The 23,935-nt window shown below is 62.9% G+C and carries 22 protein-coding genes and 1 pseudogene; 12 read left to right on the top strand and 11 right to left on the bottom strand.

Annotation, left to right across the window (positions count from 1 at the left end; genetic code table 11):
- Positions 1-88: 88 nt before the first annotated feature.
- From PMI38_RS19415 to PMI38_RS19395, 5 genes are all read right to left on the bottom strand, one after another.
- Positions 89-790, bottom strand: coding sequence for an ABC transporter ATP-binding protein (locus PMI38_RS19415; protein ID WP_008097489.1), 702 nt, complete (start codon positions 788-790; stop codon positions 89-91).
- Positions 791-1,558 carry a high-affinity branched-chain amino acid ABC transporter ATP-binding protein LivG gene (gene livG / locus PMI38_RS19410; RefSeq protein WP_008097486.1) on the bottom strand — a complete coding sequence of 256 codons (768 nt, stop codon included), beginning with the start codon at positions 1,556-1,558 and terminating at the stop codon, positions 791-793.
- The gene (locus PMI38_RS19405) at positions 1,555-2,811 is read right to left on the bottom strand and encodes a high-affinity branched-chain amino acid ABC transporter permease LivM (RefSeq protein WP_008097484.1); all 1,257 of its coding nucleotides are present in this window, start codon (positions 2,809-2,811) and stop codon (positions 1,555-1,557) included. Before PMI38_RS19405 ends, livG begins: the two co-directional genes overlap by 4 nt.
- Positions 2,808-3,731, bottom strand: a complete 924-nt coding sequence (gene livH, locus PMI38_RS19400) for a high-affinity branched-chain amino acid ABC transporter permease LivH (RefSeq protein WP_008097482.1) — start codon at positions 3,729-3,731, stop codon at positions 2,808-2,810. Before livH ends, PMI38_RS19405 begins: the two co-directional genes overlap by 4 nt.
- Before the next feature lie 187 nt (positions 3,732-3,918).
- Positions 3,919-5,034, bottom strand: coding sequence for a branched-chain amino acid ABC transporter substrate-binding protein (locus PMI38_RS19395; RefSeq protein WP_008097477.1), 1,116 nt, complete (start codon positions 5,032-5,034; stop codon positions 3,919-3,921).
- A 360-nt stretch (positions 5,035-5,394) separates the two neighbouring features.
- Between PMI38_RS19395 and PMI38_RS19385 the strand changes: the two genes are divergently transcribed.
- Entirely contained in the window at positions 5,395-5,700 is a 306-nt protein-coding gene (locus tag PMI38_RS19385) for a DUF2288 domain-containing protein (protein ID WP_008097475.1), read from the top strand.
- Positions 5,701-5,868: 168 nt separating this feature from the next.
- Positions 5,869-6,756, top strand: a complete 888-nt coding sequence (locus PMI38_RS26725; RefSeq protein ID WP_008097473.1) for an NAD(P)-dependent oxidoreductase — start codon at positions 5,869-5,871, stop codon at positions 6,754-6,756.
- Here the strand turns inward: PMI38_RS26725 and PMI38_RS19375 are convergent.
- Together PMI38_RS19375 and rapA are read right to left on the bottom strand one after the other, a co-directional pair.
- Positions 6,656-8,920, bottom strand: a complete 2,265-nt coding sequence (locus PMI38_RS19375; protein ID WP_008097471.1) for a putative bifunctional diguanylate cyclase/phosphodiesterase — start codon at positions 8,918-8,920, stop codon at positions 6,656-6,658. The genes PMI38_RS26725 and PMI38_RS19375 overlap by 101 nt on opposite strands.
- A 170-nt stretch (positions 8,921-9,090) precedes the next feature.
- Complete coding sequence (rapA, locus tag PMI38_RS19370; protein ID WP_008097469.1) at positions 9,091-11,937, bottom strand: RNA polymerase-associated protein RapA; 2,847 nt, start codon at positions 11,935-11,937, stop codon at positions 9,091-9,093.
- A gap of 132 nt (positions 11,938-12,069) precedes the next feature.
- Between rapA and PMI38_RS19365 the strand changes: the two genes are divergently transcribed.
- From PMI38_RS19365 to PMI38_RS19340, 7 genes are all read left to right on the top strand, one after another.
- Complete coding sequence (locus tag PMI38_RS19365) at positions 12,070-12,765, top strand: M949_RS01915 family surface polysaccharide biosynthesis protein (RefSeq protein WP_008097467.1); 696 nt, start codon at positions 12,070-12,072, stop codon at positions 12,763-12,765.
- A gap of 97 nt (positions 12,766-12,862) precedes the next feature.
- Positions 12,863-13,195, top strand: a complete 333-nt coding sequence (locus tag PMI38_RS19360; RefSeq protein WP_008097466.1) for a hypothetical protein — start codon at positions 12,863-12,865, stop codon at positions 13,193-13,195.
- A 67-nt stretch (positions 13,196-13,262) separates the two neighbouring features.
- On the top strand, positions 13,263-13,424 hold the full coding sequence (locus tag PMI38_RS27290; protein WP_008097464.1) for a hypothetical protein: 162 nt from the start codon (positions 13,263-13,265) through the stop codon (positions 13,422-13,424).
- A gap of 135 nt (positions 13,425-13,559) precedes the next feature.
- The gene (gene ccoM, locus PMI38_RS27755; protein ID WP_008097462.1) at positions 13,560-13,676 is read left to right on the top strand and encodes a cytochrome c oxidase subunit CcoM; all 117 of its coding nucleotides are present in this window, start codon (positions 13,560-13,562) and stop codon (positions 13,674-13,676) included.
- Positions 13,677-13,862: 186 nt separating this feature from the next.
- Positions 13,863-15,851 (top strand): FUSC family protein, encoded by a 1,989-nt coding sequence (locus tag PMI38_RS19350; protein ID WP_008097459.1) that lies wholly within the window; start codon positions 13,863-13,865, stop codon positions 15,849-15,851.
- Positions 15,838-16,044: a DUF1656 domain-containing protein gene (locus PMI38_RS19345; protein WP_008097457.1), complete on the top strand. Its 207-nt coding sequence runs from the start codon at positions 15,838-15,840 to the stop codon at positions 16,042-16,044. Before PMI38_RS19350 ends, PMI38_RS19345 begins: the two co-directional genes overlap by 14 nt.
- 11 nt (positions 16,045-16,055) lie before the next feature.
- Entirely contained in the window at positions 16,056-16,925 is an 870-nt protein-coding gene (locus PMI38_RS19340; protein ID WP_008097455.1) for an efflux RND transporter periplasmic adaptor subunit, read from the top strand.
- A gap of 32 nt (positions 16,926-16,957) precedes the next feature.
- Here PMI38_RS19340 and PMI38_RS19335 read toward each other — a convergent pair whose 3' ends face one another.
- Positions 16,958-17,716 (bottom strand): SDR family NAD(P)-dependent oxidoreductase, encoded by a 759-nt coding sequence (locus PMI38_RS19335; protein ID WP_008097453.1) that lies wholly within the window; start codon positions 17,714-17,716, stop codon positions 16,958-16,960.
- 114 nt (positions 17,717-17,830) lie between these two features.
- On the opposite strand from PMI38_RS19335, the gene PMI38_RS19330 reads away from it, so the two are divergent.
- A complete protein-coding gene (locus PMI38_RS19330; protein ID WP_008097451.1) occupies positions 17,831-18,748 on the top strand; it encodes a LysR family transcriptional regulator in 918 nt (305 codons plus the stop codon).
- Here PMI38_RS19330 and PMI38_RS19325 read toward each other — a convergent pair.
- Positions 18,687-19,901: a GAF domain-containing sensor histidine kinase gene (locus PMI38_RS19325; RefSeq protein ID WP_008097449.1), complete on the bottom strand. Its 1,215-nt coding sequence runs from the start codon at positions 19,899-19,901 to the stop codon at positions 18,687-18,689. The two genes, PMI38_RS19330 and PMI38_RS19325, sit on opposite strands and share 62 nt — an antisense overlap.
- A gap of 182 nt (positions 19,902-20,083) precedes the next feature.
- On the opposite strand from PMI38_RS19325, the pseudogene PMI38_RS19320 reads away from it, so the two are divergent.
- Positions 20,084-20,404 (top strand): annotated as a pseudogene (locus tag PMI38_RS19320) (DUF2025 family protein).
- A 4-nt stretch (positions 20,405-20,408) separates the two neighbouring features.
- Here PMI38_RS19320 and PMI38_RS19315 read toward each other — a convergent pair.
- Positions 20,409-21,482, bottom strand: a complete 1,074-nt coding sequence (locus PMI38_RS19315) for a diguanylate cyclase (RefSeq protein WP_043273969.1) — start codon at positions 21,480-21,482, stop codon at positions 20,409-20,411.
- 128 nt (positions 21,483-21,610) lie between these two features.
- Between PMI38_RS19315 and PMI38_RS19310 the strand changes: the two genes are divergently transcribed.
- Entirely contained in the window at positions 21,611-22,705 is a 1,095-nt protein-coding gene (locus PMI38_RS19310) for an MBL fold metallo-hydrolase (protein ID WP_008097441.1), read from the top strand.
- A 2-nt stretch (positions 22,706-22,707) separates the two neighbouring features.
- On the opposite strand, the gene PMI38_RS19305 is transcribed toward PMI38_RS19310, so the two are convergent.
- The gene (locus PMI38_RS19305; protein ID WP_008097439.1) at positions 22,708-23,604 is read right to left on the bottom strand and encodes a formate/nitrite transporter family protein; all 897 of its coding nucleotides are present in this window, start codon (positions 23,602-23,604) and stop codon (positions 22,708-22,710) included.
- Positions 23,605-23,935 lie beyond the last annotated feature (331 nt).

Genomic DNA, 23,935 nt, shown 5'->3' with positions numbered 1-23,935 from the left:
TGTCGTGGCGACGAACCGCGGCGATAGGGCCGGTACAGCCAATACATTCCATGCAGGCAGAAAAAAGGGCCCGAAGGCCCTTTCTCATTCAACCACCCAGGTAGGCGTCGCGCACTTTCGGATCGGTCAGCAAGGCTTCCCCGGTCCCCTGCATGACCACCCGGCCGTTCTCCAGTACATAGGCCCGGTCGGCGACCTTCAACGCCTGGTTGGCATTCTGCTCCACCAGGAACACCGTCACGCCATCGCGGCGCAGTTGCTCGATGATGTCGAAGATCTGCTGGATGATGATCGGCGCCAGACCCAGCGAAGGCTCGTCGAGCAGCAACAACTTGGGCTTGCTCATCAGCGCCCGGCCGATGGCCAGCATCTGCTGCTCGCCGCCGGACATGGTGCCGCCACGCTGGATGTAACGCTCCTTCAGGCGCGGGAACAACTGCAGGACCTTGTCCAGCTGCTCCTGGTAGTCACCCTTGTTGGTGAAGAAGCCGCCCATGGCCAGGTTTTCCTCGACGGTCAGGCGGGCGAACACGCGGCGGCCTTCGGGCACTACCGCAATGCTCTTGCGCATGATGTGCGAGGAAGACTGGCCGACCAGCTCTTCACCCAGGTACTTGATGCTGCCACTGTGCGCCTGCGGCGAGCCGCACAGGGTCATCAGCAAGGTCGACTTGCCGGCACCGTTGGCGCCGATCAGCGTGACGATTTCGCCCTGGTTGATTTCCACGTTGACGCTGTGCAGCGCCTGGATCTTGCCGTAGAAGGTGGAAACGTTCTCGAACTTCAGCATTTACGCTTCCCCCAGGTAGGCTTTGATCACATCAGGGTTGTCGCGGATCTCCTCCGGTGTGCCGTGGGCCAGGGGGGTGCCCTGGTTGATCACGACGATATGGTCGGAAATGCTCATCACCAGCTTCATGTCGTGTTCGATCAGCAGCACGGTGACGTTGTGCGACTCGCGCAGGTAGGCGATCAGCGCCTTGAGGTCTTCGGTCTCCTTCGGGTTCAGGCCCGCTGCCGGTTCGTCGAGCATGATGATGCGTGGCTGGGTCATCATGCAGCGGGCGATTTCCAGGCGGCGCTGCTGGCCGTAGGCGAGGGTGCCGGCGGTACGGTTGGCGAACTCGGTCAGGTTGACCTTCTCCAGCCAGTACTGCGCACGCTCCATGGCCTCCTTCTCGCTGCGGCGGAAGTTCGGGGTCTTGAACAGGCCGGCGAAGAAGTTGGTGTTGAGGTGGCGGTGCTGGGCGATCAGCAGGTTCTCCAGCGCGGTCATTTCCTTGAACAGGCGCACGTTCTGGAAGGTCCGCACCACGCCCTTGCGGGCGATCTGATGGCCGGCCAGGCCCTGGATCGGCTGGCCGTCGAGCAGGATGGTGCCGCCACTGGGCTTGTAGAAGCCGGTCAGGCAGTTGAACACGGTGGTCTTGCCAGCGCCGTTCGGGCCGATCAGCGCCACGACCTGTTTTTCCTTGACGGTCAGGGCCACGCCGTTGACCGCCAACAAGCCGCCGAAGCGCATGCTCAGGCCGCTGACTTGCAGAATTTCGCGGCTCATCGACGCAGCTCCATGTGTGGACGTTGCATAGGCAGCAGGCCTTGCGGACGCCAGATCATCATCAACACCATCAGCGCACCGAACATCAGCATCCGGTATTCGCTGAACTCACGCATCAGCTCGGGCAGCAGGATCATCACGATGGCCGCGAGGATCACGCCCAGTTGTGAGCCCATGCCGCCGAGCACGACGATGGCGAGGATGATCGCCGACTCGATGAAGGTGAACGACTCAGGCGTCACCAGGCCCTGGCGCGCGGCGAAGAAGCTGCCGGCGAAGCCCGCGAAGCAGGCACCCAGGGTGAAAGCCGAGAGCTTGATCACGGTCGGGTTCAGGCCCAGCGCGCGGCAGGCGATCTCGTCTTCACGCAGCGCTTCCCAGGCACGGCCGATCGGCATGCGCAGCAGGCGGTTGATGACGAACAGGGCCAGCAGCGCCAGCAGCAGGGCTACCAGGTAGAGGAAGATGACCTTGTTGATCGAGTTGTATTCCAGCCCGAAGAACTCATGGAAGGTCTGCATCCCCTCGGCTGCACGGCGCTCGAAGGTGAGGCCGAAGAGCTCCGGTTTCGGGATGTTGCTGATGCCGTTGGGGCCGCCGGTCCAGTCGGTGAGGTTGCGCAGGAACAGGCGGATGATCTCGCCGAAGCCGAGGGTCACGATCGCCAGGTAGTCACCGCGCAGGCGCAGCACCGGGAAGCCGAGCAGGAAGCCGAAGGTGGCGGCCATCAGGCCGGCGATCGGCAGGCACACCCAGAAGCTCCAGCCCAGGTAGTGCGAGAGCATGGCGTAGCTGTACGCACCCACGGCATAGAAGCCCACGTAGCCCAGGTCGAGCAGGCCTGCCAGGCCGACCACGATGTTCAGGCCCAGGCCCAGCAGCACGTAGATCAGGATCAGCGTGGCAATGTCCACCGCACCGCGGGAGCCGAAGAACGGCCACACCAGTGCCGCGACGATCAAGCCCATGATCACGTAGCGCTGGGTCCTGGGCAGGGTCAGGTAGTTGCTGACTGCCGGCGGGATCAATTTGCGATCCGAGCGGCGGCCCATTACCGAGCTCCACTGCTTGTCGAACAGCACGCGCAGGAACATCAGCACCGAGCACACGGCGATGATGCTGATGGTGAAGGACCCCTGGCTATGCACCGCGAGGCTGATGCCGTCGATGCTCAGTTTCAGGCCCAGCACCGGGAAGGCCACGGCCCATACCAGCAAGGCGGCGAATAACGCCTGTTTGAGATTTCTGTTCATACTTTTTCAACCTCCGGGCGGCCGAGGATGCCGGTCGGCCGGAACAGCAGGACAAGAACCAACAGACCGAATGCCACCACGTCCTTGTACTGGTCGCCGAAGATGTCGGCGCCGAAGGCTTCGGCCACGCCCAGCACCAGCCCGCCGAGCATCGCGCCCGGGATGCTGCCGATGCCGCCCAATACCGCCGCGGTGAAGGCCTTCAGGCCCACCAGGAAACCGGCGTTGGGGTTGATCACCCCGTACTGCATGCTCAGCAGCACGGCCGCCACCGCCGCCAGCGCGGCACCGATGACGAAGGTCAGGGCGATGATGTTGTTGGTGTTGATGCCCAGCAGGTTGGCCATCTTGATGTCCTCGGCGCAGGCACGGCAGGCGCGCCCCAGGCGGGAACGGGAGATGAACAGGGTGAGCAGGGTCATGGCCACCAGGGTGACCACGAACACCAGGATCTGCATGTAGCTGATCAGTACTTCTTCAGCACCGCCCGGCCCGAAGGAGAAGCTCCCGGGGATCAGGTTGGGGATGGACTTGTCCTTGGAGTCCTGCGACAGCAAGACAGTGTTCTGCAGGAAGATCGACATGCCGATGGCGGAAATCAGCGGGATCAGACGGTTGCTGTTGCGCAGGGGGCGGTAGGCAACCCGTTCGATGCTGTAGCCATAGGCACTGGTGACGAAGATCGTCGCGACGAAGGCAACGGTCATCAGGATCGGCAGCGAATGGATACCCATCATGGCCAGGCCCGCCAGGGCGATGAAGGCCACGTAGGAACCGATCATGTACACCTCGCCGTGGGCGAAGTTGATCATGCCAATGATGCCGTACACCATCGTGTAACCGATGGCGATCAAGGCATAGGTGCTGCCGATGGTCAATCCATTAACCAATTGTTGGAAGAAATGGTAGATCTCAGGCATTACAGCGCTCCTAAAAACCTGATTTGCATTTCGCCGGCCGGGTGACGGCCAGGAAACCGCGGATGACGGTTTTAAGATTTTCAGGTGAACCCGCTGCCGGATCGCGGCAATCAGGCCCATGAACCTCGTAAAACAAAGCCCACTGCTCGCACAGTGGGCTTCTACGGTCAGCTATTTAGTCACGCAGTTACTGAGGGGAGACTTCAGTCTTCGGTTTGCCGAAGTGCCATTCGTAGACCACGAACTTGAAGTCTTTCAGGTCGCCTTTCTCGTCATACGTCAGGGTGCCGGTCGGGGTCTTGAAGGAACCGGCGTGGATGGCCGCAGCCACCTTGTCGGTGTCTTCGGACTTGGCCGCTTCGATACCCTTGGCGATCAGCTCCACGGCGGAGTAGGCAGGGAACACGAACGGGCCGCTTGGATCTTTGCCGTCAGCCTTGATGGCGTCGACGATGGCCTTGTTCTCAGGGTCGGCGTCGAACGATTTCGGCAGGGTGACCAGCAGGCCTTCGGAGGCGTTCTGGGCGATCTGCGAGATGGAGTCGTTACCCACGCCCTCTGGGCCCATGAACTTGGCTTTCAGGCCTTTTTCCTGAGCCTGGCGCAGGATCAGGCCCAGCTCTGGGTGGTAGCCGCCGTAGTAGACGAAGTCGACGTTGTTCTGCTTGAGCTTCTGGATGATCGAGGAGAAGTCCTTGTCACCGGCGTTCAGGCCTTCGAACACGGCCACCTTGGTGCCTTTCTTCTCGAGGGTCTGCTTGACGGCGGTGGCGATGCCTTCACCGTACTGCTGCTTGTCGTGCAGGACGGCAACCACTTTCGGCTTGACGTGGTCGGCGATGTAGTTGCCGGCGGCCGGGCCCTGGGCGCTGTCCAGGCCGATGGTGCGGAAGATCAGCTTGTAGCCACGGGCGGTGATTTCCGGGCTGGTGGCAGCCGGGGTGATCATGATCACGCCTTCGTCTTCGTAGATGTCGGACGCTGGCTGGGTGGAGCTGGAGCACAGGTGGCCGATGACGAACTTGACGCCGTCGTTGACCACTTTGTTGGCGACTGCCACGGCCTGTTTAGGGTCGCACGCGTCGTCGTATTCCTTGGCTTCAAGCATTTTGCCATCGACGCCGCCCTTGGCGTTGATGTCCTTGATGGCCTGTTTCGCGCCAATGAACTGCATGTCGCCGTACTGGGTCACAGGACCCGTCTTCGGACCGGCGATGCCGATCTTGATGGTATCGGCGGCAAACGAATGGCTGGCTACCCCAGCCAGTACCATTGCGGCGAACAGCTTGGAAATCTTGATCATAGTGCTCCACTCATTCTGTTGTAATTCTTATAGTCCTGGCGGCCAGGGCTACAGACCGGGCGGGATTTGCGGTATGGCCACGCCACACTGCATGCCCACCTTCCCCCGGAACATGTCCCGGAACTGTACCGGTACAGTGTAGAGCGCTGTTCGAGCGCTTGAAAAGCGGGCGAAAAGCGCCTGTTTCCTGGGTTGTCGCATGATCGACACAAAGATACAAAAAAGCGCCATCAATTTGCCTGTATCTGTGGCCCCACCCCACACGTTCGGGGCCAATCGACCAAATTACATATTTGAAACCGGGTTTTTCTGCAAAAATGCGGGCCTTTTATCATTGGCCGATTTTGCGGGTACAAACCCATGACTGATCAAACAAGCACCCTCTATGCCAAATTGCTTGGCGAGACGGCGACCATCGAGTGGAAAGCCTTGGAGCGTTTCTGGGCCAAGGGTGACCTGATTTGGGTCGACCCCAGCCTGGACCTCATCGCCGTTGCCGAAGCGATGGCCGAGAATCGCAGCGAGATCTTCGCCAAGTGGCGCAGTGATGGCACTGTTGGGCCGGTCAGCGCGGAGCAGGCGCTCGACCTGCAAAGCCGCGATCCAGAGATCTGGGCGGTGGTGGTTTCGCCGTTCATCGTGATTCAAGCGAAGACGCCCGCGTGAAGGCGCTCCGTTTTGGTGCGTGAAAACGCACAGTCGCCTCGACTTGGTGCTTGAAGGCGTGCACCCCGGTAGAGGTAGGTAACAATTTGGCGTGGCGGTAACAGTTTACGGAATGCGTAATGGGTCGTTGTGCGGCCCAGTGAATGTTGAATTTGCCAGGAGCGCTCCATGAGTTCAGAACTTCCTTCACTTGGATTCGCCGGCATCGGCTTGATGGGCTTGCCCATGTGCCGGCGCCTGCTGGCCGCAGGTTTTGCCCTGACGGTGTGGAACCGCAGCCCGGAAAAATGCACCGAGCTGGTTGCCGCAGGTGCGCGCCTGGCCGCGAGCCCCGCCGAGTTGTGCCGCGACAACGACATGGTGCTGCTATGCCTGGCCGACACCGCCGTGGTGCGCGAGGTCGTGTTCGGTGAGCATGGCATCGCCACGGGCGGGCGCCGTGGGCAATTGCTGGTCGACTTCTCCAGCCTTGAGCCGACCGCCACCCGCGAAATGGCTGCCGAACTGGCGGCGCTGTGTGGCATGGCCTGGCTGGATGCGCCGGTGTCTGGCGGTACCCCAGGGGCCGAGGCGGGTACGCTGGCGATCATGGTCGGCGGCGATGGCGCCGACCTTGAACGGGCACGCCCGGTACTGCAGGTGCTTGGCCAGCGCGTGACGCACATGGGTGGGGTGGGGGCGGGGCAGGTGACCAAGGCCTGCAACCAGATGATCGTGGCCTGCAACGCTCTGGTCATTGCCGAAGTGGTGGCCCTGGCCGAGCAGTCGGGGGTCGATGCCCGTTTGATCGCCGAAGCGTTGGCCGGCGGTTTCGCCGATTCCAAACCGCTGCAGATCCTTGCGCCGCAGATGGCGGCGAGCAATTACGAACCGATCAAGTGGCATGTGCGCACGCTGCTCAAGGACCTCGACGGTGCAGTCAAGTTGTCCCGTGAACAGGGCACGGCAACGCCACTCAGTGGCCTTGCCGCACAATTGATGCGATTGCACGGTAGCCAGGGGTATCTGCAAAAAGATCCGGCGACTCTGGTAGAACTCTACCGCAATAAGGAATAGGGGCTATTTCCTGGCGGTCGAGCCGGTCCAGGATCGGCCGCAGGTCTGCCAAGGGGACTGGGCGGCTTAACAGGTAGCCCTGCAGGTAGTCGCAGCCGTTATCAGCGAGGAACGCGTGCTGTTCGACGGTTTCCACCCCTTCGCTGACCACTTTCAGGTGCAAGGTATGGGCCATGGCGATGATCGCCTGGATGATCTCGCGGTCTTTGAGGCTGCCCGGCACATCCTGCAGGAACGTGCGGTCGATCTTCAGCACATCCAGTGGCAGGCGCTTGAGGTAGGCAAGCGACGAATAGCCGGTCCCGAAGTCGTCGATCGACAGGCTGACGCCCTGGTCACGAATGCACTTGAGCAGGCCGACGGTGCGCTGGATGTCGCCCATCAGGGCGTTTTCGGTGATCTCCAACTCCAGGTGATGGGGCGCAAGACCAGCATGCGCCAGTGCCATTTCCACTTCGTGGGCCAGCGCCTCGTGGCCAAGGGTCACTGCCGAGCAATTGACCGTGACCTTGAGGGCGCCGTAGCCGTGACGCTGGAGCTGGGCCAGGTCCTCGCAGGCGCGGCGCAGCACCCACAGGTCCAGGTCGACGATCAGGCCGTTGGCTTCGGCGATGCCGATGAAACGGTCCGGCCCGAGCAAACCATGCTGTGGATGCTGCCAGCGCACCAGCGCCTCGAGCTTGGCGACCTGGCCACTGTGCAGGTCGAAGATGGGCTGGTAATGCACGCATAGCCCTCGCTCCTCGAGCTGGGCAATGCGCAATTCCTCCTCCAGCTGCAATTCCAGGGTGGCTCGGCTCTTCAACGTGCTGTTGAAGAAATGCAGGCTGTTGCGCCCGTTGCCCTTGGATTGGTAAAGGGCAAGGTCGGCATGCTTGAGCAGTTCTTCGGCGCTGTGTCCATCGTCGGGGAAGATGCTGATGCCGATGCTGGTGGTCATCACCATGCGCCGGCCACCCAGGTCGATCGGTTCCTTCATGCGCTGCATGATGCGCTGGGCCAGGTGACGTGCTTCATCGCGGCTGCCGAGGCTGGTGACGATGCAGAACTCGTCGCCGCCGAAACGCGCAACCAGGTCCTGGCTGCGGGTGGCGGCCTTGATATGGCTGGCGATGGCCTTGAGCAATTCGTCGCCGGCATCGTGGCCAAGGCTGTCGTTGATACGTTTGAAGTGGTCGATGTCGAGGAACATCACAGCCAGCCGATTGGTGCTGGCCGTGTGTTCGGCCAGCTGTTCGGCGAACAACTGGTTGAAGCCGCGGCGGTTGACCAGGTTGGTCAGCGCGTCGTAGTGAGCAGCCTGCTGCAGTGAAACCCGTGCCTGGTCCAGTTGGCTTAGCAGGATACTGATCCGGCGCAGGTCGTGTTCCTTGCTCTGCAGCTTCTTGTCGGCAAGGGCGGCGCTGATGCTGCTACCGCTGATCAGCAGGGTGATGAAGGCGATGGTCAGGCCCAGTTGCAGGCTGTTGTCGCCGGAGGGCAGGCTTAATGCGGTGTCCTCAGGAATCACCAGGGTCATGGCTGCCATGGCCGTGAAATGCGTGGCGACGATGCCGCTGGCCATCAGCAGGGCTGCGCCGTACTTCATGGTTTGGTGCAAGCCGCCACTGCCATTGCTGAAGTAGCGCGCCAGCAGCAAGGCGGCGAGGCTGGTGAGCAGGGCGATGGCCGAGCACGTGAGCAACAGGCCGGTGTTGTAGTACTGCTGGGCGCCGGTTTGGAGCGCCGCCATGCCAACGAAATGCATGAGGATGATGCCAAGACCAATCAGCAAGGCGCTTTGCAGATAGTGCTGAAGGCGCATGTGAATACGGTCGAGGCTGGTCATCGCCATCCACGCCACCACCAGTGCGATCAGCAGCGACAGGCCGGTCAGCGACACGTCATAGTGCATTTCCACCGGTGCCTGGAACGCCAGCATGCTGATGAAGTGCATGGCCCAGATGCCACCTGCCAGGCAGCAGGCGCCGAGCATGCGCCATTGGCGTTGCGCGGCAGGGTGTTCGCTGTGGGACTGGCGTTCGGCCATGTCCAGGGTGGCGAAGCAGGCAGCGCTGGCCACGGCGAAAGCGATGAGGATCAAAAGGGGTTCATGCCGACAGTCGATGACGATCCGTCCGGTAACGGGCAGCTCGGCGAACAATTGCAGACCCAGCCATTCCATCGCTTGCCTCTTCGTCGAGTGGGCACTCAAGGCAGTATAGGAAGGAGTGATTAAACCTTCCTGGGTAATGGCACTTTGATTCTATGATTTGGTTATCGAATCAATAACGGCGGGAAATAAAGCGTGAGGCGGGAGTTGGGGGCGCAATGCGCCCCCGGGGAAAAGCCAGTTTAACCGGCGACCAGCACGCGAATCGCTTCCAGGCGCAAGGCGGCCTTTTCCAGCATTGCCAGGCCGTCGTCACGCTGCTTGCGCAGGGTGACGATCTCGCTGTCGCGCACGCTAGGGTTGACGGCCTTCAGCGCCGTCAGGCGCGCCAGCTCTTCATCCGCCTCGGCGGCCAGGCGACGCTGGGCCTCGGCGACGCGCTCGATATGGGTCGGCAGGATTTTCTCCTCGCCACCACTGATGCGCTTGGCCAGCACGTCACGCTGGGCCTGGACGAATTTGTTGGCGCTGGCGCGTGGCACGCTTTCGAGCTGGTCGTTGAGGGTTTCGAAGGCCACCCGCGAAGCCAGGTCGTTGCCATTGGTATCGAGCAGGCAGCGTAGCGCTGCTGGCGGCAGGTAGCGGCCCAACTGCAGGCTGCGCGGCGCCACCACCTCACTGACGAACAGCAGTTCGAGCAATACGGTGCCCGGCTTGAGCGCCTTGTTCTTGATCAGGGCGACGGCGGTGTTGCCCATCGAGCCGGACAGCACCAGGTCCATGCCGCCCTGCACCATCGGGTGTTCCCAGGTGAGGAACTGCATGTCTTCGCGCGACAGCGCCTGGGTGCGGTCGTAGGTGATGGTCACGCCTTCGTCGTCGCCCAGCGGGAAGCTGGCGTCGAGCATCTTCTCGCTCGGCTTGAGGATCAGGGCGTTTTCCGAGTGGTCTTCGCTGTCGATGCCGAAGGCGTCGAACAGGGTTTCCATGTAGATCGGCAGGGCGAACTGGTCGTCCTGTTCGAGGATCGCTTCGACCAGCGCCTGGCCTTCGCCGGCGCCGCCGGAGTTGAGCTCCAGCAGGCGGTCGCGGCCGCTGTGCAGTTCGGCTTCCAGACGCTCGCGCTCGCTGCGGGCTTCGGCCACCAGCGCGGTCCAGGCCTTGCCGTCGCCGTCTTCGAGCATCGGCAGCAGGCGTGGGCCGAACTGGTGCTGCAGGGCGTTGCCGGTCGGGCAGGTATTGAGGAAGGCGTTGAGGCCTTCGTGGTACCACTGGAACAGGCGCTCCTGCGGGCTGTCCTGCAGGTACGGGATGTGCAGCTGGATGGTGTGCTTCTGACCGATGCGGTCGAGGCGGCCGATGCGCTGTTCGAGCAGGTCGGGGTGGGCCGGCAGGTCGAACATCACCAGGTGATGGGCAAACTGGAAGTTGCGGCCTTCGCTGCCGATCTCGGAGCAGATCAGCACCTGGGCGCCAAATTCTTCGTCGGCGAAGTAGGCGGCGGCGCGGTCACGTTCGAGGATGCTCATGCCTTCGTGGAAGACCGTGGCCGGAATACCGGAGCGCACGCGCAGGGCGTCTTCCAGGTCCATGGCGGTTTCGGCGTGGGCGCAGATCACCAGAACCTTGGTGCGCTTGAGCATCTTCAGGGTATCGATCAGCCAGTCGACCCGTGGGTCGAAGCGCCACCAGCGCTCGTCATCGCTGATCTCGCCCTGCGCCTGGAAGGCGACTTCCGGGTACAGCTCGGCATGCTCGCCGGCTGGCAGGTCGCGGTATTGCTCCGGGTTGGCCAGCGGGTAAGGGTGCAGCTGGCGCTCAGGGAAGCCCTGGATCGCCGCGCGGGTGTTGCGGAACAGCACGCGGCCGGTGCCGTGGCGGTCAAGCAGCTCGCGAATCAGGCGTGCACTGGCCTGGCTGTCGCCGTCGCTGACTGCGGCCAGCAGGGCTTCGCCTTCAGCACCCAGGAAGCCCTGGATGGTGGCGTGGGCCTTGGGCGACAGGCGACCTTCGTCGAGCAGTTCCTGCACCGCTTCGGCCACCGGGCGATAGTGCTCGCTCTCGGCGCGGAAGGCGGCCAGGTCATGGAAACGGTTGGGGTCGAGCAGGCGCAGGCGGGCGAAGTGGCTGTCCTGGCCCAGTTGCTCGGGCGTGGCGGTGAGCAGCAGCACGCCGGGAATGACCTGGGCCAGTTGCTCGACCAGGTTGTACTCGTCGCTGGCCTGCTCTTCGTGCCAGACCAGGTGATGGGCCTCGTCGACCACCATCAGGTCCCAGCCGGCGGCGAACAGTGCGTCCTGGGCCTTTTCGTCATCGACCAGCCATTCCAGGGCGACCAGCGCCAGCTGGGCATCCTCGAAGGGGTTGCTGGCGTCGCTTTCGATGAAGCGCTCGGCGTCGAACAAGGCCACCTGCAGGTTGAAACGCCGGCGCATTTCCACCAGCCACTGGTGCTGGAGGTTTTCCGGTACCAGGATCAACACGCGGCTGGCGCGACCGGACAGCAACTGGCGATGGATCACCAGGCCGGCCTCGATGGTCTTGCCCAGGCCCACTTCGTCGGCCAGCAGCACGCGTGGTGCGCTTCGGTCGGCTATTTCGCGAGCAATGTGCAACTGGTGGGCGATCGGTTGCGCACGGCAGCCACCCAGGCCCCAGAGCGACGACTGCATCTGCTTGCTGGTGTGGTGCAGGGTGTTGTACCGCAGGCTGAACCAGGACAGCGGGTCGATCTGACCGGCAAACAGGCGGTCGCTGGCCAGGCGGAACTGAATGAAGTTCGACAGCTGGGTTTCCGGCAAGGTGCGCGCCTGGTTCTGGCCGTCGAGGCCGTGATAGACCATCAGCCCGTCGATGTCCTCGACCTCGCGTACGGTCAGCTTCCAGCCTTCGAAGTGGGTGATCTGGTCACCTGGCGAGAAGCGCACGCGGGTCAGCGGCGCATTGCGCAGGGAATACTGGCGGGTGTCGCCAGTGGCCGGGTAGAGCACGGTCAACAGGCGGCCATCCTGCGCCAGGATGGTCCCCAGGCCGAGCTCTGCTTCGCTGTCGCTGATCCAGCGTTGCCCCGGTTGATACTGCTGCGCCATACTGCCTGAACTCCCGCGATGAAAAGCCGGCTATGTTAACGGATAGGCCGGGCTGACCATAGACTAGAAAGACCATCAGTCTAGCTGTTTCATCACAGATAACCGTCTTGCTAACGAGGGCTACGCACTGACATGCCGCTCAAGCACCGCTGGTTGAACGCCTCCTTGGCCATGGGCAGCCTGCTGCTGCTCAGCGCCTGCGATCAGAAAAATTTCGAAACCTTGCCCGCGATCCCGATCGAGCAGCTTGAAGTACTGGGCGTGCAGACACCGATCAAGAGCGTGCATTTCCGTGACCAGGACGGCGAAGGCCTGCTGGTGCTCAGCCGCAGCGACGGCCAGGCGGTCGATGCCGAATCCGAGCAGGAAGTGGACAAGGTGGTGCTCAAGGCCACCCTGTACGGACGGGGCGCCGCCAGCGACGTGTTCAAGGCGCGCTGGCAGATCGAGCAGGAAACCACCTGCTCCGGGCTGGACCTGGATGTCGACTTCTATACCGATGTCAGTGATGTCAGCGACCTGAACAAGGACGGCATCGCCGAAGTGACGGTGGCCAGCCATGCCTTCTGTGGCGGCGGAATCGATCCCCACGACATCGCCATCGAGATGCGCGAAGGCCAGACCAGCTACACCATCACCGGCCAGTCGCTGATTACGCCCGCAGGGGAAGAGCCTGTGGGCGGCGAGCGTGAAGACAGTGCATCGCTGAAAAGTGCCCCGCAGGTCCTTCGCGAGCACATGGATTCGGTCTGGCAGCAGGTCTACAAGCGGCCCTGGAGCGAGGCCAGCCCGCCTGGCACCGACGAGCCTGACGACGAAGCCGAATAAGCGGGCATGAAGCGGCTGTGACTGGCCGCACACGCTCGCCTGGCAGTGCTCAAGGTGGTCGACGGTTGGCCGATACAATGGGTACAGGAGAACGTTCATGTTGCCGCCGATCATTCCGCTCAGTGCTGCGCCCGTCACATCGCAACAGGACCCGGTCAAGCCGACCCCCGAGATCAAGCCGGTGGTCCCCGCCCAACCGTCGTCCGGTGAAAGTGCCATCGACCTCAAGCACCAGCGCGACCCGCAGGAGCAGGCCCTGTTGCTGCGCGACGAACAGCGCCGGCAGCAGCAACGCCGAAACAACAAGGGCGACCAGGAACGCTACAGCGCCGTGCCGGGCGACGAAGTCAACGCCGACAACACCGTACCGGTGGCGCCACTGATGGGCGAGCACCCTCGCCAGGGGCTGCTGGTCGACATCGAAGTCTGAGCCAGGGCTGGTCATGGCCGGCGCCTGGCTTCATCATGCAAGTCTCTGTTGACCGTCGAGCCTGCACATGAGCCAAGACAACCTCATCGACTTCGATGCCGAACGCGCCAAGCGCGTCCACGACCTCAAGGAAAAACGCCTCAACGAAGTGCGCCAGGCGTTCGAGCAAGCCATGCCGCTGGGCAAGGCGAAGAAGAAAAAGCCCAAGGGCAAGCCCAAGAAGCGCTGAAACTTGACGCAGGTCAACCCTGCACCCGCCTCGCCTGCCCGGTCCCGGGCAGCATTGATCCCGATCAATTTTTCCCTCCCCCGCATTCGTTACCTTGCATCCATCGGACAACGGCAAACGAATCGGGAGGCCGACATGTTCTTCGACAATGTGGTTATCGCGGGTGTGGTAACGGTCGGGTTGATGTTCGCTTTCTTTGCCGGTCTAGGCATTTTCATCTGGAAGGACTCGAACAAGCGCAAGCCGCGCTGACCTTTCAGATTCACGAGCACGCAAGGCATTTTGGGCGACTTCGGTCGCCTATTTTTTTGCCTGTTGGTTTTGTATCGACTGCACAATTGGCCAAAAGGATGGTTAGCTAACTATTTATTGTTTCGGCATTATCCTTCTTTGCGTTGTCTATCGTTTACCTAACCATCCCCCCGCAAGGTCCGATTCGTGCCCATCACCCTCCAGGCCCTGTTCGCACCCAGCAGCCTCGCCCTCAAGTTCGCCATCAAGACCGTGCTCGGTGGTGGTCTGGCCCTGTGGTTGGCGATGCGTTGGGGGTTGGAGCAGCCCGCCTGGGCATTGATGACCGCCTTCATCGTCGCCCAGCCCTTGTCGGGCATGGTGGTGCAGAAGGGCCTCGCGCGGCTGGCGGGGACCCTGGTCGGCACGTTCATGTCGGTGGTGTTCATTGGCCTGTTCGCCCAGACCCCATGGTTGTTCCTCATTACCCTGGCGTTGTGGCTGGCGTTGTGCACGGCCGCTTCCACGCAACTGCGCAGCGCTTGGGCCTACGCCTTCGTGCTGGCCGGCTACACCGCGGCAATCATTGCCTTGCCGGCGATCGACCACCCGTTGCAAGTGTTCGACCAGGCTGTGGCGCGGTGTACCGAAATCTGCCTGGGGATCTTCTGCGCCACCGCCACCAGTGCCTTGCTGTGGCCGATGCGGGTTGAACAACAACTCGCCGGGCAGGCCCGCCAAGCCTGGCAGAACGGTCTGCAGGCGGCCAGCGCCATGCTCGGCGGCGAGGACGAAGCACGCAAGGGCTTGCTGGAGATCCTCGGGCGCATCGTTGCCATCGATGCCCAGCGCGAGCATGCCTGGTTCGAGGGGCCGCGCGGGCGCCTGCGGGCCAGGGCGATTCGCGTGCTGAGCCAGAAGTTGATGGTGTTGCTGCGCATTTCGCGCTCGGTTCGCCGGCAATGGCGGCAACTCGATGAGCAGCAAGCGCTCGCGCTTGGCCCATGGCTGGAAGAGGTACGCGCGCTGTTGGCCAAACCCGACCAAGCAAGCCTGCTGCTGTTGCGCCAGCGCATCTGGGATGCCGCACACGCTGAGCAGATCAGCTCTGCCGAGCATTTCTGTTTGGCCCGCATGACCTTGCTGCTGGACTATGCCATGGCCGCCAGCCAGGCACTGGAGGACGTCGAAGCGGGCAGGGCGTCCAAGGAAGTCGGGGAGGGCCTGGCCGCGCACCATGACTGGTCGTTGGCGTTGTTGTTCGGCTCGCGCAGTGCGCTGGCCTTCCTGGTAATGAGTTGCTTCTGGCTGGCCACCGCCTGGCCGTCGGCGCCGGGTGGGCTGGTATTGACGTGCGTGGTCTGCAGCTTGTTCGCCAGCCGTGAAAACGGCGCCCAGATCGGCCTGAGTTTCTTGCGCGGTATCTTGCTGGCAATCCCGGTGGCGTTTCTGGTCGGGCAGATCATCCTGCCGCAGTGGAGCAGTTTCGCCATGCTTTGCCTGGGCCTGGGCGTGCCGCTGTTTCTGGGCGCCCTGGGCATGGCCCATCCCCGTACCGGCGCCACGGCCACGTCTTATTGCCTGCATTGCATCGTCCTGGTGGCGCCACTCAATGCCATGCAATTTGGCGTGGCGAGCATGCTCAACAGTGCCTTGGCGATGCTCCTGGGGGTGAGCGCGGCCGTGCTGGCGTTCCGCCTGCTGGTGTTCCGTCATCCAGCCTGGCTTCGCCGACGCTTGCGGGCGGCAACGCAAAGTGACCTGGTACGCCTGACCCGACGTGACCTGCGCGGTGCCGACACCTGGTTTGGCGGGCGCATGGCCGACCGCCTGATGCAGTTGGCGCGGCAGGTCAGCGAGTCGCCCGGCGCCGAGCGCAAGCTCTGGGATGACGGTCTGCATGGCCTGGATATCGGGGACGAACTGGTGCACTTGCGCATGTGCCTGGCGGTTGCCCAGGCCCCGTTGGGCGCCGCCGAGCGTGAATACCTGGAACAGCTGCAAGCGGTGCTGGCCCAAGGGCCGGCCGCTGGCCGCGGGCAACGCCTGGACGCTGTCAGCGAGCACTTCATCGCCGCCCTGCAGCGTCAGCCACCCAGTGACCCGCTGCGCCTGGCCGAAGGAGCCGTGTTGCAATTGCAGAGGAGTTGGCGCAAATGGTGCCATTGGCAGGAGGAAGCCCATGGGCTTGCGTGAATGGGCCTTGGGCGGCGTGCTGCTCAGCCCTTTTCTGATCTACGTGCTGCTGGCCCTGGTACTCACCGGCGCCTTGCGCCTGGTAGTGCAGGCCACGCCGTTGGCGCGTTGGATCTGGCATGAAGCATTGTTCGATGCGGCCGTGTTCGTGTGTGTGTTGTACCTGGTAGTCCGCCTGCTAGGGCCTTTGTAAGGAGTGATTCGATGCGTGCTGTCGTCCGTACCCTGGTGACCCTCTGCGTGGTCGCCATCGCCGTTCTGGCCGGCTACAAGCTCTGGCAGTACTACATGCTCACCCCGTGGACACGCGATGCCCGGGTGCGGGCCGATGTGGTGGTGATCGCCCCCGACGTGTCTGGCTGGGTGCGCGAGCTCAAGGTGCAGGACAACCAGCCCGTGAAGGCCGGTGACTTGCTGATGACGATCGATCGCGAGCGTTTCCAGGCAGCCTTCGACCAGGCCAATGCCGTGGCCGAAACACGTACCCAGCAACTGCACCTGCGCGAGCGCGAAGCGGCGCGGCGTACGGCGCTGGGCCCGGAGGCGATCAGTGCCGAGTTGCGCGAAAACGCCCAGATCAATGCCGCCATCGCGCGCGGCGAGCTGCATGAGGCCCAAGCCCAGTTGCAGGTGGCGAAAATCAACCTGGCGCGCAGCGAGGTGAGGGCGCCGCGCGATGGGCACATCACCAACCTGCGCCTGGCCCAGGGCAACTATGTGAACACCGGCGAGGCTGTCATGGCCCTGGTGGATGATTCGACTTTCTATATCCAGGCCTACTTCGAGGAAACCAAGCTGCCGCGCATTCGCGTGGGCGACTCGGTGAATGTCTGGCTGATGGGCGCAGGCGATGCGATGCGAGGGCATGTGGAGAGCATCAGCCGAGGCATCACCGACCGCAACAGCAACCCCGACAGCCAACTGCTGCCGGAAGTCGAGCCGACGTTCAACTGGGTGCGGCTGGCGCAGCGCATACCGGTGCGGATCAGGCTGGACCAGATTCCGCAGGACATGAACCTCAGTGCAGGGATGACGGCCAGCGTGCAGGTGCATGAAGATCAGGCTGACCGATGAGGAGCCTGGGCCGCCATCGCGGCCCTGGCCAATCAGAGGAACATCCCGCCAGAAACCTCCAGCCGCTGCCCGGTGATCCAGCCGTTGCCTTCCTCCAGCAACAGGGCGATCGCCGCGCCAATGTCATCGGGCAAACCTGCTCGCCCCAGCGCGGTATTCCCGGCGATGTAGTCATTGACCTGCTGGTTGTCGCGTACCACGCCGCCACCAAAGTCAGTCTCGATCGCCCCGGGGGCAACAATGTTGACCCGGATGCCACGTGCCCCCAGCTCCTTGGCCTGGTAGCGGGTCAATACCTCCATCGCCCCCTTCATGGCCGCGTAGGCGGCGTAGCCCGGCAGCGAGAACCGCGCCAGGCCGGATGAAATGTTGACGATGCGACCGCCATCGACCAGCAGCGGCAGCAAGCGCTGGGTGAGGAAGAACGGGCCCTTGAGCTGGATATTCATCAGTTGGTCGAACTGTGCCTCGCTGGTTTCGCTGAAGGGCACGTTGAGGCCGATGCCGGCGTTGTTCACCAGAAAATCGAAGTGCTCGCGGCCAAAGTGGTTGCGCAGGGTTTCGCCAAGGCGTTCGGCGAAACTTGCGAAGCTGCCGCTGTCGCTGACGTCCAGTTGCAGCATGGCGGCCTTCGCCCCGGCCTGTTGCAGGTGGTTGACCACGGCATGAGCCTCGTCGCCCTTGCTGTGGTACGTGCCGATGATGTCGATACCGCGTGCGGCCAGGTGCTCGGCAGTGTTGCGGCCCAGGCCGCGGCTGGCGCCGGTGATCAGAGCGATCTTGCGGGTCATGGCGATTCCCTCGTGGGTGGTGGATGGGAATCAGGTTATTGGTCGTGCAGTGGCTGTTAAATCCAGCAATTCTGGAAATACTGTTCGTACGATTCGAACAGTTGGAAGTTGGCCATGAACAAGCTGGAGTTGTTGCGTACCTTCGTCCGGGTCAGTGAAGTGAGCAGTTTTACCTTGGCTGCCGAAAGCCTTGGCCTGCCGCGTTCAACCGTGTCCGAGCAAGTCAGGGCCCTGGAGCAGTTGCTCGGGACCCGCCTGTTCAACCGCACCACGCGGCGCGTGCAGGCAACCCAGGATGGCACCTTGCTTTACGAACGCAGCAAAGATCTGTTGTCGGGCATGGACGAGATCGAAAACCTCTTCCGCGCCGACGATGCCGACCTGACCGGCTGCCTGCGAGTCGACATGCCGACGATGATGGCGCGGCGCATCATCATTCCGGCCTTGCCGCAGTTTCTCGAGCGTTTCCCCCGCCTGGAAGTGGAGATCAGTTGCACCGACCGCCAGGTCGACCTGTTGCGCGAAGGCTTCGACTGCGTGATGCGCATCGGTGCGCTGAGCGACCTGGACGTGGTGGCACGGCCCATCGGCCAGTTGAGCATGTGCAATTGTGCCAGCCCTGCGTACCTGGCCCTCCATGGCGTGCCGCAGCGTTTGGCGGACCTGGCCGCGCACCGTCTGGTGCACTATGTGCGCAACCTCGGCGCGCGCAGTGCCGGCTTCGAGTACCAGCACGCAGGTAAGGTGCATTGCCAGGCCATGGCTGGCGGGGTGACGGTGAATAACGCCGAGGCCTATTCGGCGGCCTGCCTGGCGGGGCTGGGGCTGATCCAGGTGCCTGCGGTGGGGGTGGCCGAGCATCTGCAACGGGGCGAGCTGGTGGCGGTCTTGCCAGGCTGGCAGGCGCCGGCCATGCCGGTGTCCTTGCTGTATGCCCGACAACGCCATGTGCCGCGCCGGGTGCAGGCTTTCATGAGCTGGCTGGCTGGGTTGCTGGCCTCTCAGGTCGATGCAGCGGCAGATGAAAGCTGAACAGGGTGCCTCGCTGGGCGTCAGACACTACTTCCATCCGCCCGTCATGGGCCAAGGCAATCTGATTGGCGATGTACAGGCCAAGCCCCAGGCCTTGTTGCGGTGCTTCGGCCAGTGGCCGGGTGAACGGCTGAAACAGTTGGCTCAGGGTAGGCGCAGCGATGGGTCGACCCCGGTTGTGCACGCTGAGCACGAATTCGTCGTCAGCGATGGCTGCTTTGACGGTCACCGGCCCTTCTGGGTCGCCATGGACCAGGGCATTGGCAATGAGGTTGGAGAGCAGTTGGGTCACCCGTTCGCGGTCACAGCGCAGGCCGCCGAGGGCGCCGATGTCCAGTACGATCTGGCGTTGTGGGTGCACGCCTTGCAGTTCCGAGGCGACATGCCTGAGGCCTTCGGCCAGGTCCGGGCAGGGCTGCTGGTTCAGGGGAATGCCTGCGCCCAGCCGGCCTCGGGCGAAGTCCAGCACATCCCGCACGAGCTGCGAGGCGCGCCGGCCACAGGTGTGGATGTGCCGAGCGATGGCGCGGTTCTTGTCATCCTCAAGGCGCTGGGCCAGCAGTTCGGCCCCAGCGGTAATGGCGAACAACGGGTTGCGCAGGTCGTGGCCAAGCACGGCGATGAACTGCTCGCGTACTTCGGCCATGGCACGCTCCTGGCGCAGGGCGCGCTCGGTGCGCTGGGCGTTTTCCTCGCTTTCGATCTGGATGGCCAGCAGGCGGGCGAAAGACTCCATCATGGGCTGGATCGCGCTGCCCTTGAGGGCCGCCGGGTTGGGGTCGAGGGCGCAGATGGTGCCGAAAAAGCTGCCATCGGTGCGGAATACCGGCACTGAAATGTAGCTTTCGAAGCGATAGTGCTTGGGGGTGTGGTGGCTGCAGTACAGTTCGTCTTCGCTGGCTTTGTCGATCACGATAGTCTGGTGAGTGCTGCGGATCTCGTGGCAAAGCGTGGTAGCCACGTCGAGCTCGCCACCGACGTCCAGGCCGAAGCCCAAGGTGTCGAGCACCGCACAGGCAACCCATTGGCTTTCTGTGACGCGCGCCACGGCGGCGAAACGCATGCCGGTAGTTTCACAGATGACCTGGAGAATGGCGGGCACGGCGTTGATGCGGGCGATGGTGGCGATATCGGCGCTGATGGCGTCGGTCATGAGCGGTCCCGGAATTGGCGACGGAAGGGCAGAGTGTCAGTCTAGCGGGCCTGCTGATGGATGACGAAAAACCTTGGCGAAACGGTTGGCACCTGCGCTAGGCTGAGCGGGCGCGTTGCCCAGCAGAGGCAGCCGCTTCCCGCCTGGCGTGCGTCACTTCCGTTCTATAGCGAGGTTACGTCATGGCCATCACATCCCTGGACATCTGCAGCGCCGCCGACCAGCTTGAGGGCTTCGTCGGTTTTCATGGCAAGCGCGGGGTCCATATCGTGCGGTTTTCCGAGGACGCGTTCGGCATGGACGTGGCGGACGACAGCATCACACCGTGCAGCGAATTCGTCTGGCGGCCCGAGCAGGGGTAGCGCATGGCGCTTTGCCGTGAGCGGCTGGCGTTGCTGCTGGCGCAGCATGTGGATGCACGTCTGAACATTGGCGAGCCGCTTCGCACCTACCTGCGCCGCAGCGATTTGCCGGAGATCGTGGCGCAGCGCACGTTGCGTTGAGGGTTCAGTCAGGATAAGCCAGCCTGAGCGGCGTGCCTTCGGCACTGGCGAAGTTGACCTGGTCGCGACCACACCGCTTGGCGCTGTAGAGCGCCTTGTCAGCTTGCTCCAGCCAGTGCTCCGGGGACTCCAGGTCTGCCTGGAATGCCGACAAGCCGATGCTCAGGCTGATCCTCAGGTGGGGCAGCTGTGGATTGCGATAGCCGGCCACACGCTCGCGCAGGCGCTCCATGGCCTGGCAGGCTTGAGCCTCGCTGGTACCTGGCAGGATCAGGCAGAATTCGTCGCCGCCATAACGCCCGGCCTGGTCGTCCTCGCGCAGGTGGCGCTTGAGATCTTCGCTCAGCTGGCGCAGCACGCAGTCGCCGACCACGTGGCCGAAGGTGTCGTTGATGGTCTTGAAATGGTCGACGTCGATCAGGGCGATCACGGCTGGCTGCTGTTGCTGCTGACAGGCTTGGAAGTGCTGCAGGAGCAGGTCTTTCCAGGCGCCGTGGTTGAGCAGGCCGGTCAGGCTGTCGGTCAGGCTCAGGGCGCTCAGGCGCCGTTTGTGCTCGGCGAGCTGGATCGCCAGGTGGTAGCAGACCCAGCCCAGGGCCAGCGGATACAAGGTCAGCATTGGCAGGCACGCGTAAATCTGCAGCGGTGTGGTGTTCAGGTGCAGGCCGGTGCCCAGCAGCGCGCTGGCCAGCGACATGCCCGCCAGCTGCGCCAGGATGCCCTGGGCGACCAGGCGTTTGCCGCCGGCGGCCACATTGTTCATGGTCATCATCGACAGTACGGTGACCGTGGGCAGCGGGTTGAACTGCATCGCCACGGTCCAGAATCCGCCCATCAGCGAATCCAGCAGCATGTTGCGGTGTTCGGCCTTATAAGGCGCCGCGGAACGCCGCGCCCACTGATAGGCGACATGCGGCCAGAGCAGGCCGTTGAACAGCAACAGCAGCCAGGCCCAGCTGGGGGGCGACAGCGGCGCCAAAGCGGCAGCTACGCTGAGCAGGCCAATACCCAAGCCGATAATACGCGGCAGGTAGATGCGCTTGACGAAAGAGAGTCCCTTGCCGCGGCGGTTGTCCATCATGGTTTCTTCTTCTGTTGAGGCACCGTTTATCGCATAAGTCGCGTGAATATTGTTGAACAGTGTTTCATCGTCGAAAAATGACCTTGCAAGCCAATTCACGGTTAGTGCGATCACTGTGGAGTAACATGAAGGCTTTCCTCTTGCTCGGAGTGCTGCTGCTCATGATTCCCATGGCTAACCCCGGTGGCGAGTCGGCGCCCCAGCGGGACGGACGCTTTCATAACCAGGCCAGCCTGCCCCAGGACGGGGTGCTGAAGAAGTTGCGCATCGGCCTCAAGTACCTGTTCCTGCGCAAACCACCCGAAACCCGGCCGGCGACCGCGATCAGCGTGCAGCCGATGACTCGCCAGCAGGTACTCGACGCCCCGGACCACAGCCTCTGGCGCCTGGGCCACTCCACGGTATTGCTCAAACTGCGCGGGCGCTTCTTTATTACCGACCCGGTGTTCGCCGAGCGCGCCTCGCCGGTGCAATGGGCCGGGCCACTGCGCTTCCACGCGCCGCCGCTGACACTGGAACAATTGCCACCACTGGCGGCGGTCATTCTCTCCCACGATCACTTCGATCACCTCGACGAACAGGCCATTCGCCGCCTGGCCCCGCGCACTGAACGCTTCCTGGCACCGCTCGGGGTGGGTGATCGGCTGGTCGATTGGGGGGTGCCGCCGAACAAGGTCACCCAGCTCGACTGGTGGCAGGAGGCGCAGGTAGACGGCGTGCGCTTCATCGCCACGCCCGCCCAGCATTTTTCGGGGCGTGGGTTGTTCGACAGCAACCGGACCTTGTGGGCTTCGTGGGTGGTGATCGATGAGCCGGTGCGCGTGTTCTTCAGTGGCGACACTGGCTACTTCGACGGTTTCCGCCAGATCGGCGAACGCTTTGGCCCATTCGACCTGACCCTGGTCGAGACTGGCGCCTACAACCTGGCCTGGCCCAATGTGCACATGCAGCCGGAGCAAAGCCTGCAAGCGCATCTGGACCTGCGCGGGCGCTGGATGCTGCCGATTCATAATGGCACCTTCGACCTGTCGATCCATGGTTGGCAGGAACCCTTCGGGCGTATCGTCGCCTTGGCTGGCGCCGCGCAAGTGCGCCTGAGCACGCCGCAGATGGGTGAGCGGGTCAGCCTCGATTCGCCCCACGAAGGGCAGAACTGGTGGCAACCGCGGCCGGCGCGCGAGCGGGGCAGGGCGGCCGAGCGCGCGCTGGCGGGGCAATGAGATCATTCCCGGGAGTCACGCTGGGTGGGTGATGTGGGTTTTTCTTCTCTTGATAGCTGCGAGGGCGGCTTGCCGCTATCGCTACGGACCTGGGCATGGCTGATCAGGGCAAAGATGAAGCTGCCGCCGACGATGTTGCCGACCAGCGTCGGCAGCGCGAACTGTAGCCAGAAATCTTGCCAGGTCTGCTCGCCGGCCCAGACCAGATAGGACACTTCTACCGAACCGACGACGATGTGGGTGAAGTCACCCAGCGCCATCAGATAAGTGATCATCAGGATGATCCAGATCTTGGCATGCTCCATGGACGGGATCATCCAGACCATGGTGGCGATCATCCAGCCCGAGACGATGCCCTTGGCGAACATCTGGCTCATGTCGTTGGTCATGACCTTGCGGCCGACTTCCAGGAAGGCCACGTCGGTCTTGCTGTCGAAGATCGGGAGTTCGAGCATGACCCAGGCGACCAGCAATGTCCCAGCCAGGTTGCCCAGCAGTACCACGCTCCACAGGCGCAGCAGGCGTCCGAGGTTGGCGAGGGTCGGCGTGGTCATGACGGGCAGTACGGCGGTCAGGGTGTTTTCGGTAAACAGCTGTTGGCGCGCCAGGATCACGGCGAGAAATCCCGCGCTGTAGCCAAGGCTGGCGACCACCTGGGCACTCTCGCCTTCTGGCAGGCGTGAATAGAAAAGCCCCATGGCCATGAAGGAAAGGCCCATGGTCAGGCCCGCTGCCAGGGCAGACCACCACAGCGCCGCGAGGGTGCGCTCGAGCTCCAGGTCACCCTGGGCGCGAATGATCTCATGGAGCACGGCTGCCCGCGGGGGCTGGTTATGGCTGACCTCCTGTTCCTCGTCCGGGGAAAGGCCGGGGGTCTTGTCGCTCTGCGCATCGCTCATGGCCGTTACGCTCCACGGGGTATTTCTCTACAGAGCGACGGGGCGGGCATTTAGTTGCCTGGAGGCTTTCAAATGACAATTGAAAGTTTTTTCAGATCAAGGTGTTGACTCTAATTTCAAAGCGCGTATTATTCGCCTCCTCGCAGCGTTGAACGCAACGAGGCAAGCGGTAAGTTGTTGAGGTGAAAGGCTTTTGAAAGAAAGTCGCTTCGAAAAACTTCAAAATAAACGCTTGACAGCAAATGAGGAAAGCGTAGAATGCGCGCCTCGGTTGAGACGAAAAGCTCTTAACCAACGCTCTTTAACAAATCGAATCAAGCAATTCGTGTGG

This window comes from Pseudomonas sp. GM84 (genome assembly GCF_000282535.1).
Classification (GTDB): Bacteria; Pseudomonadota; Gammaproteobacteria; order Pseudomonadales; family Pseudomonadaceae; genus Aquipseudomonas.
This window is presented reverse-complemented; position numbering and strand designations above follow the sequence as displayed.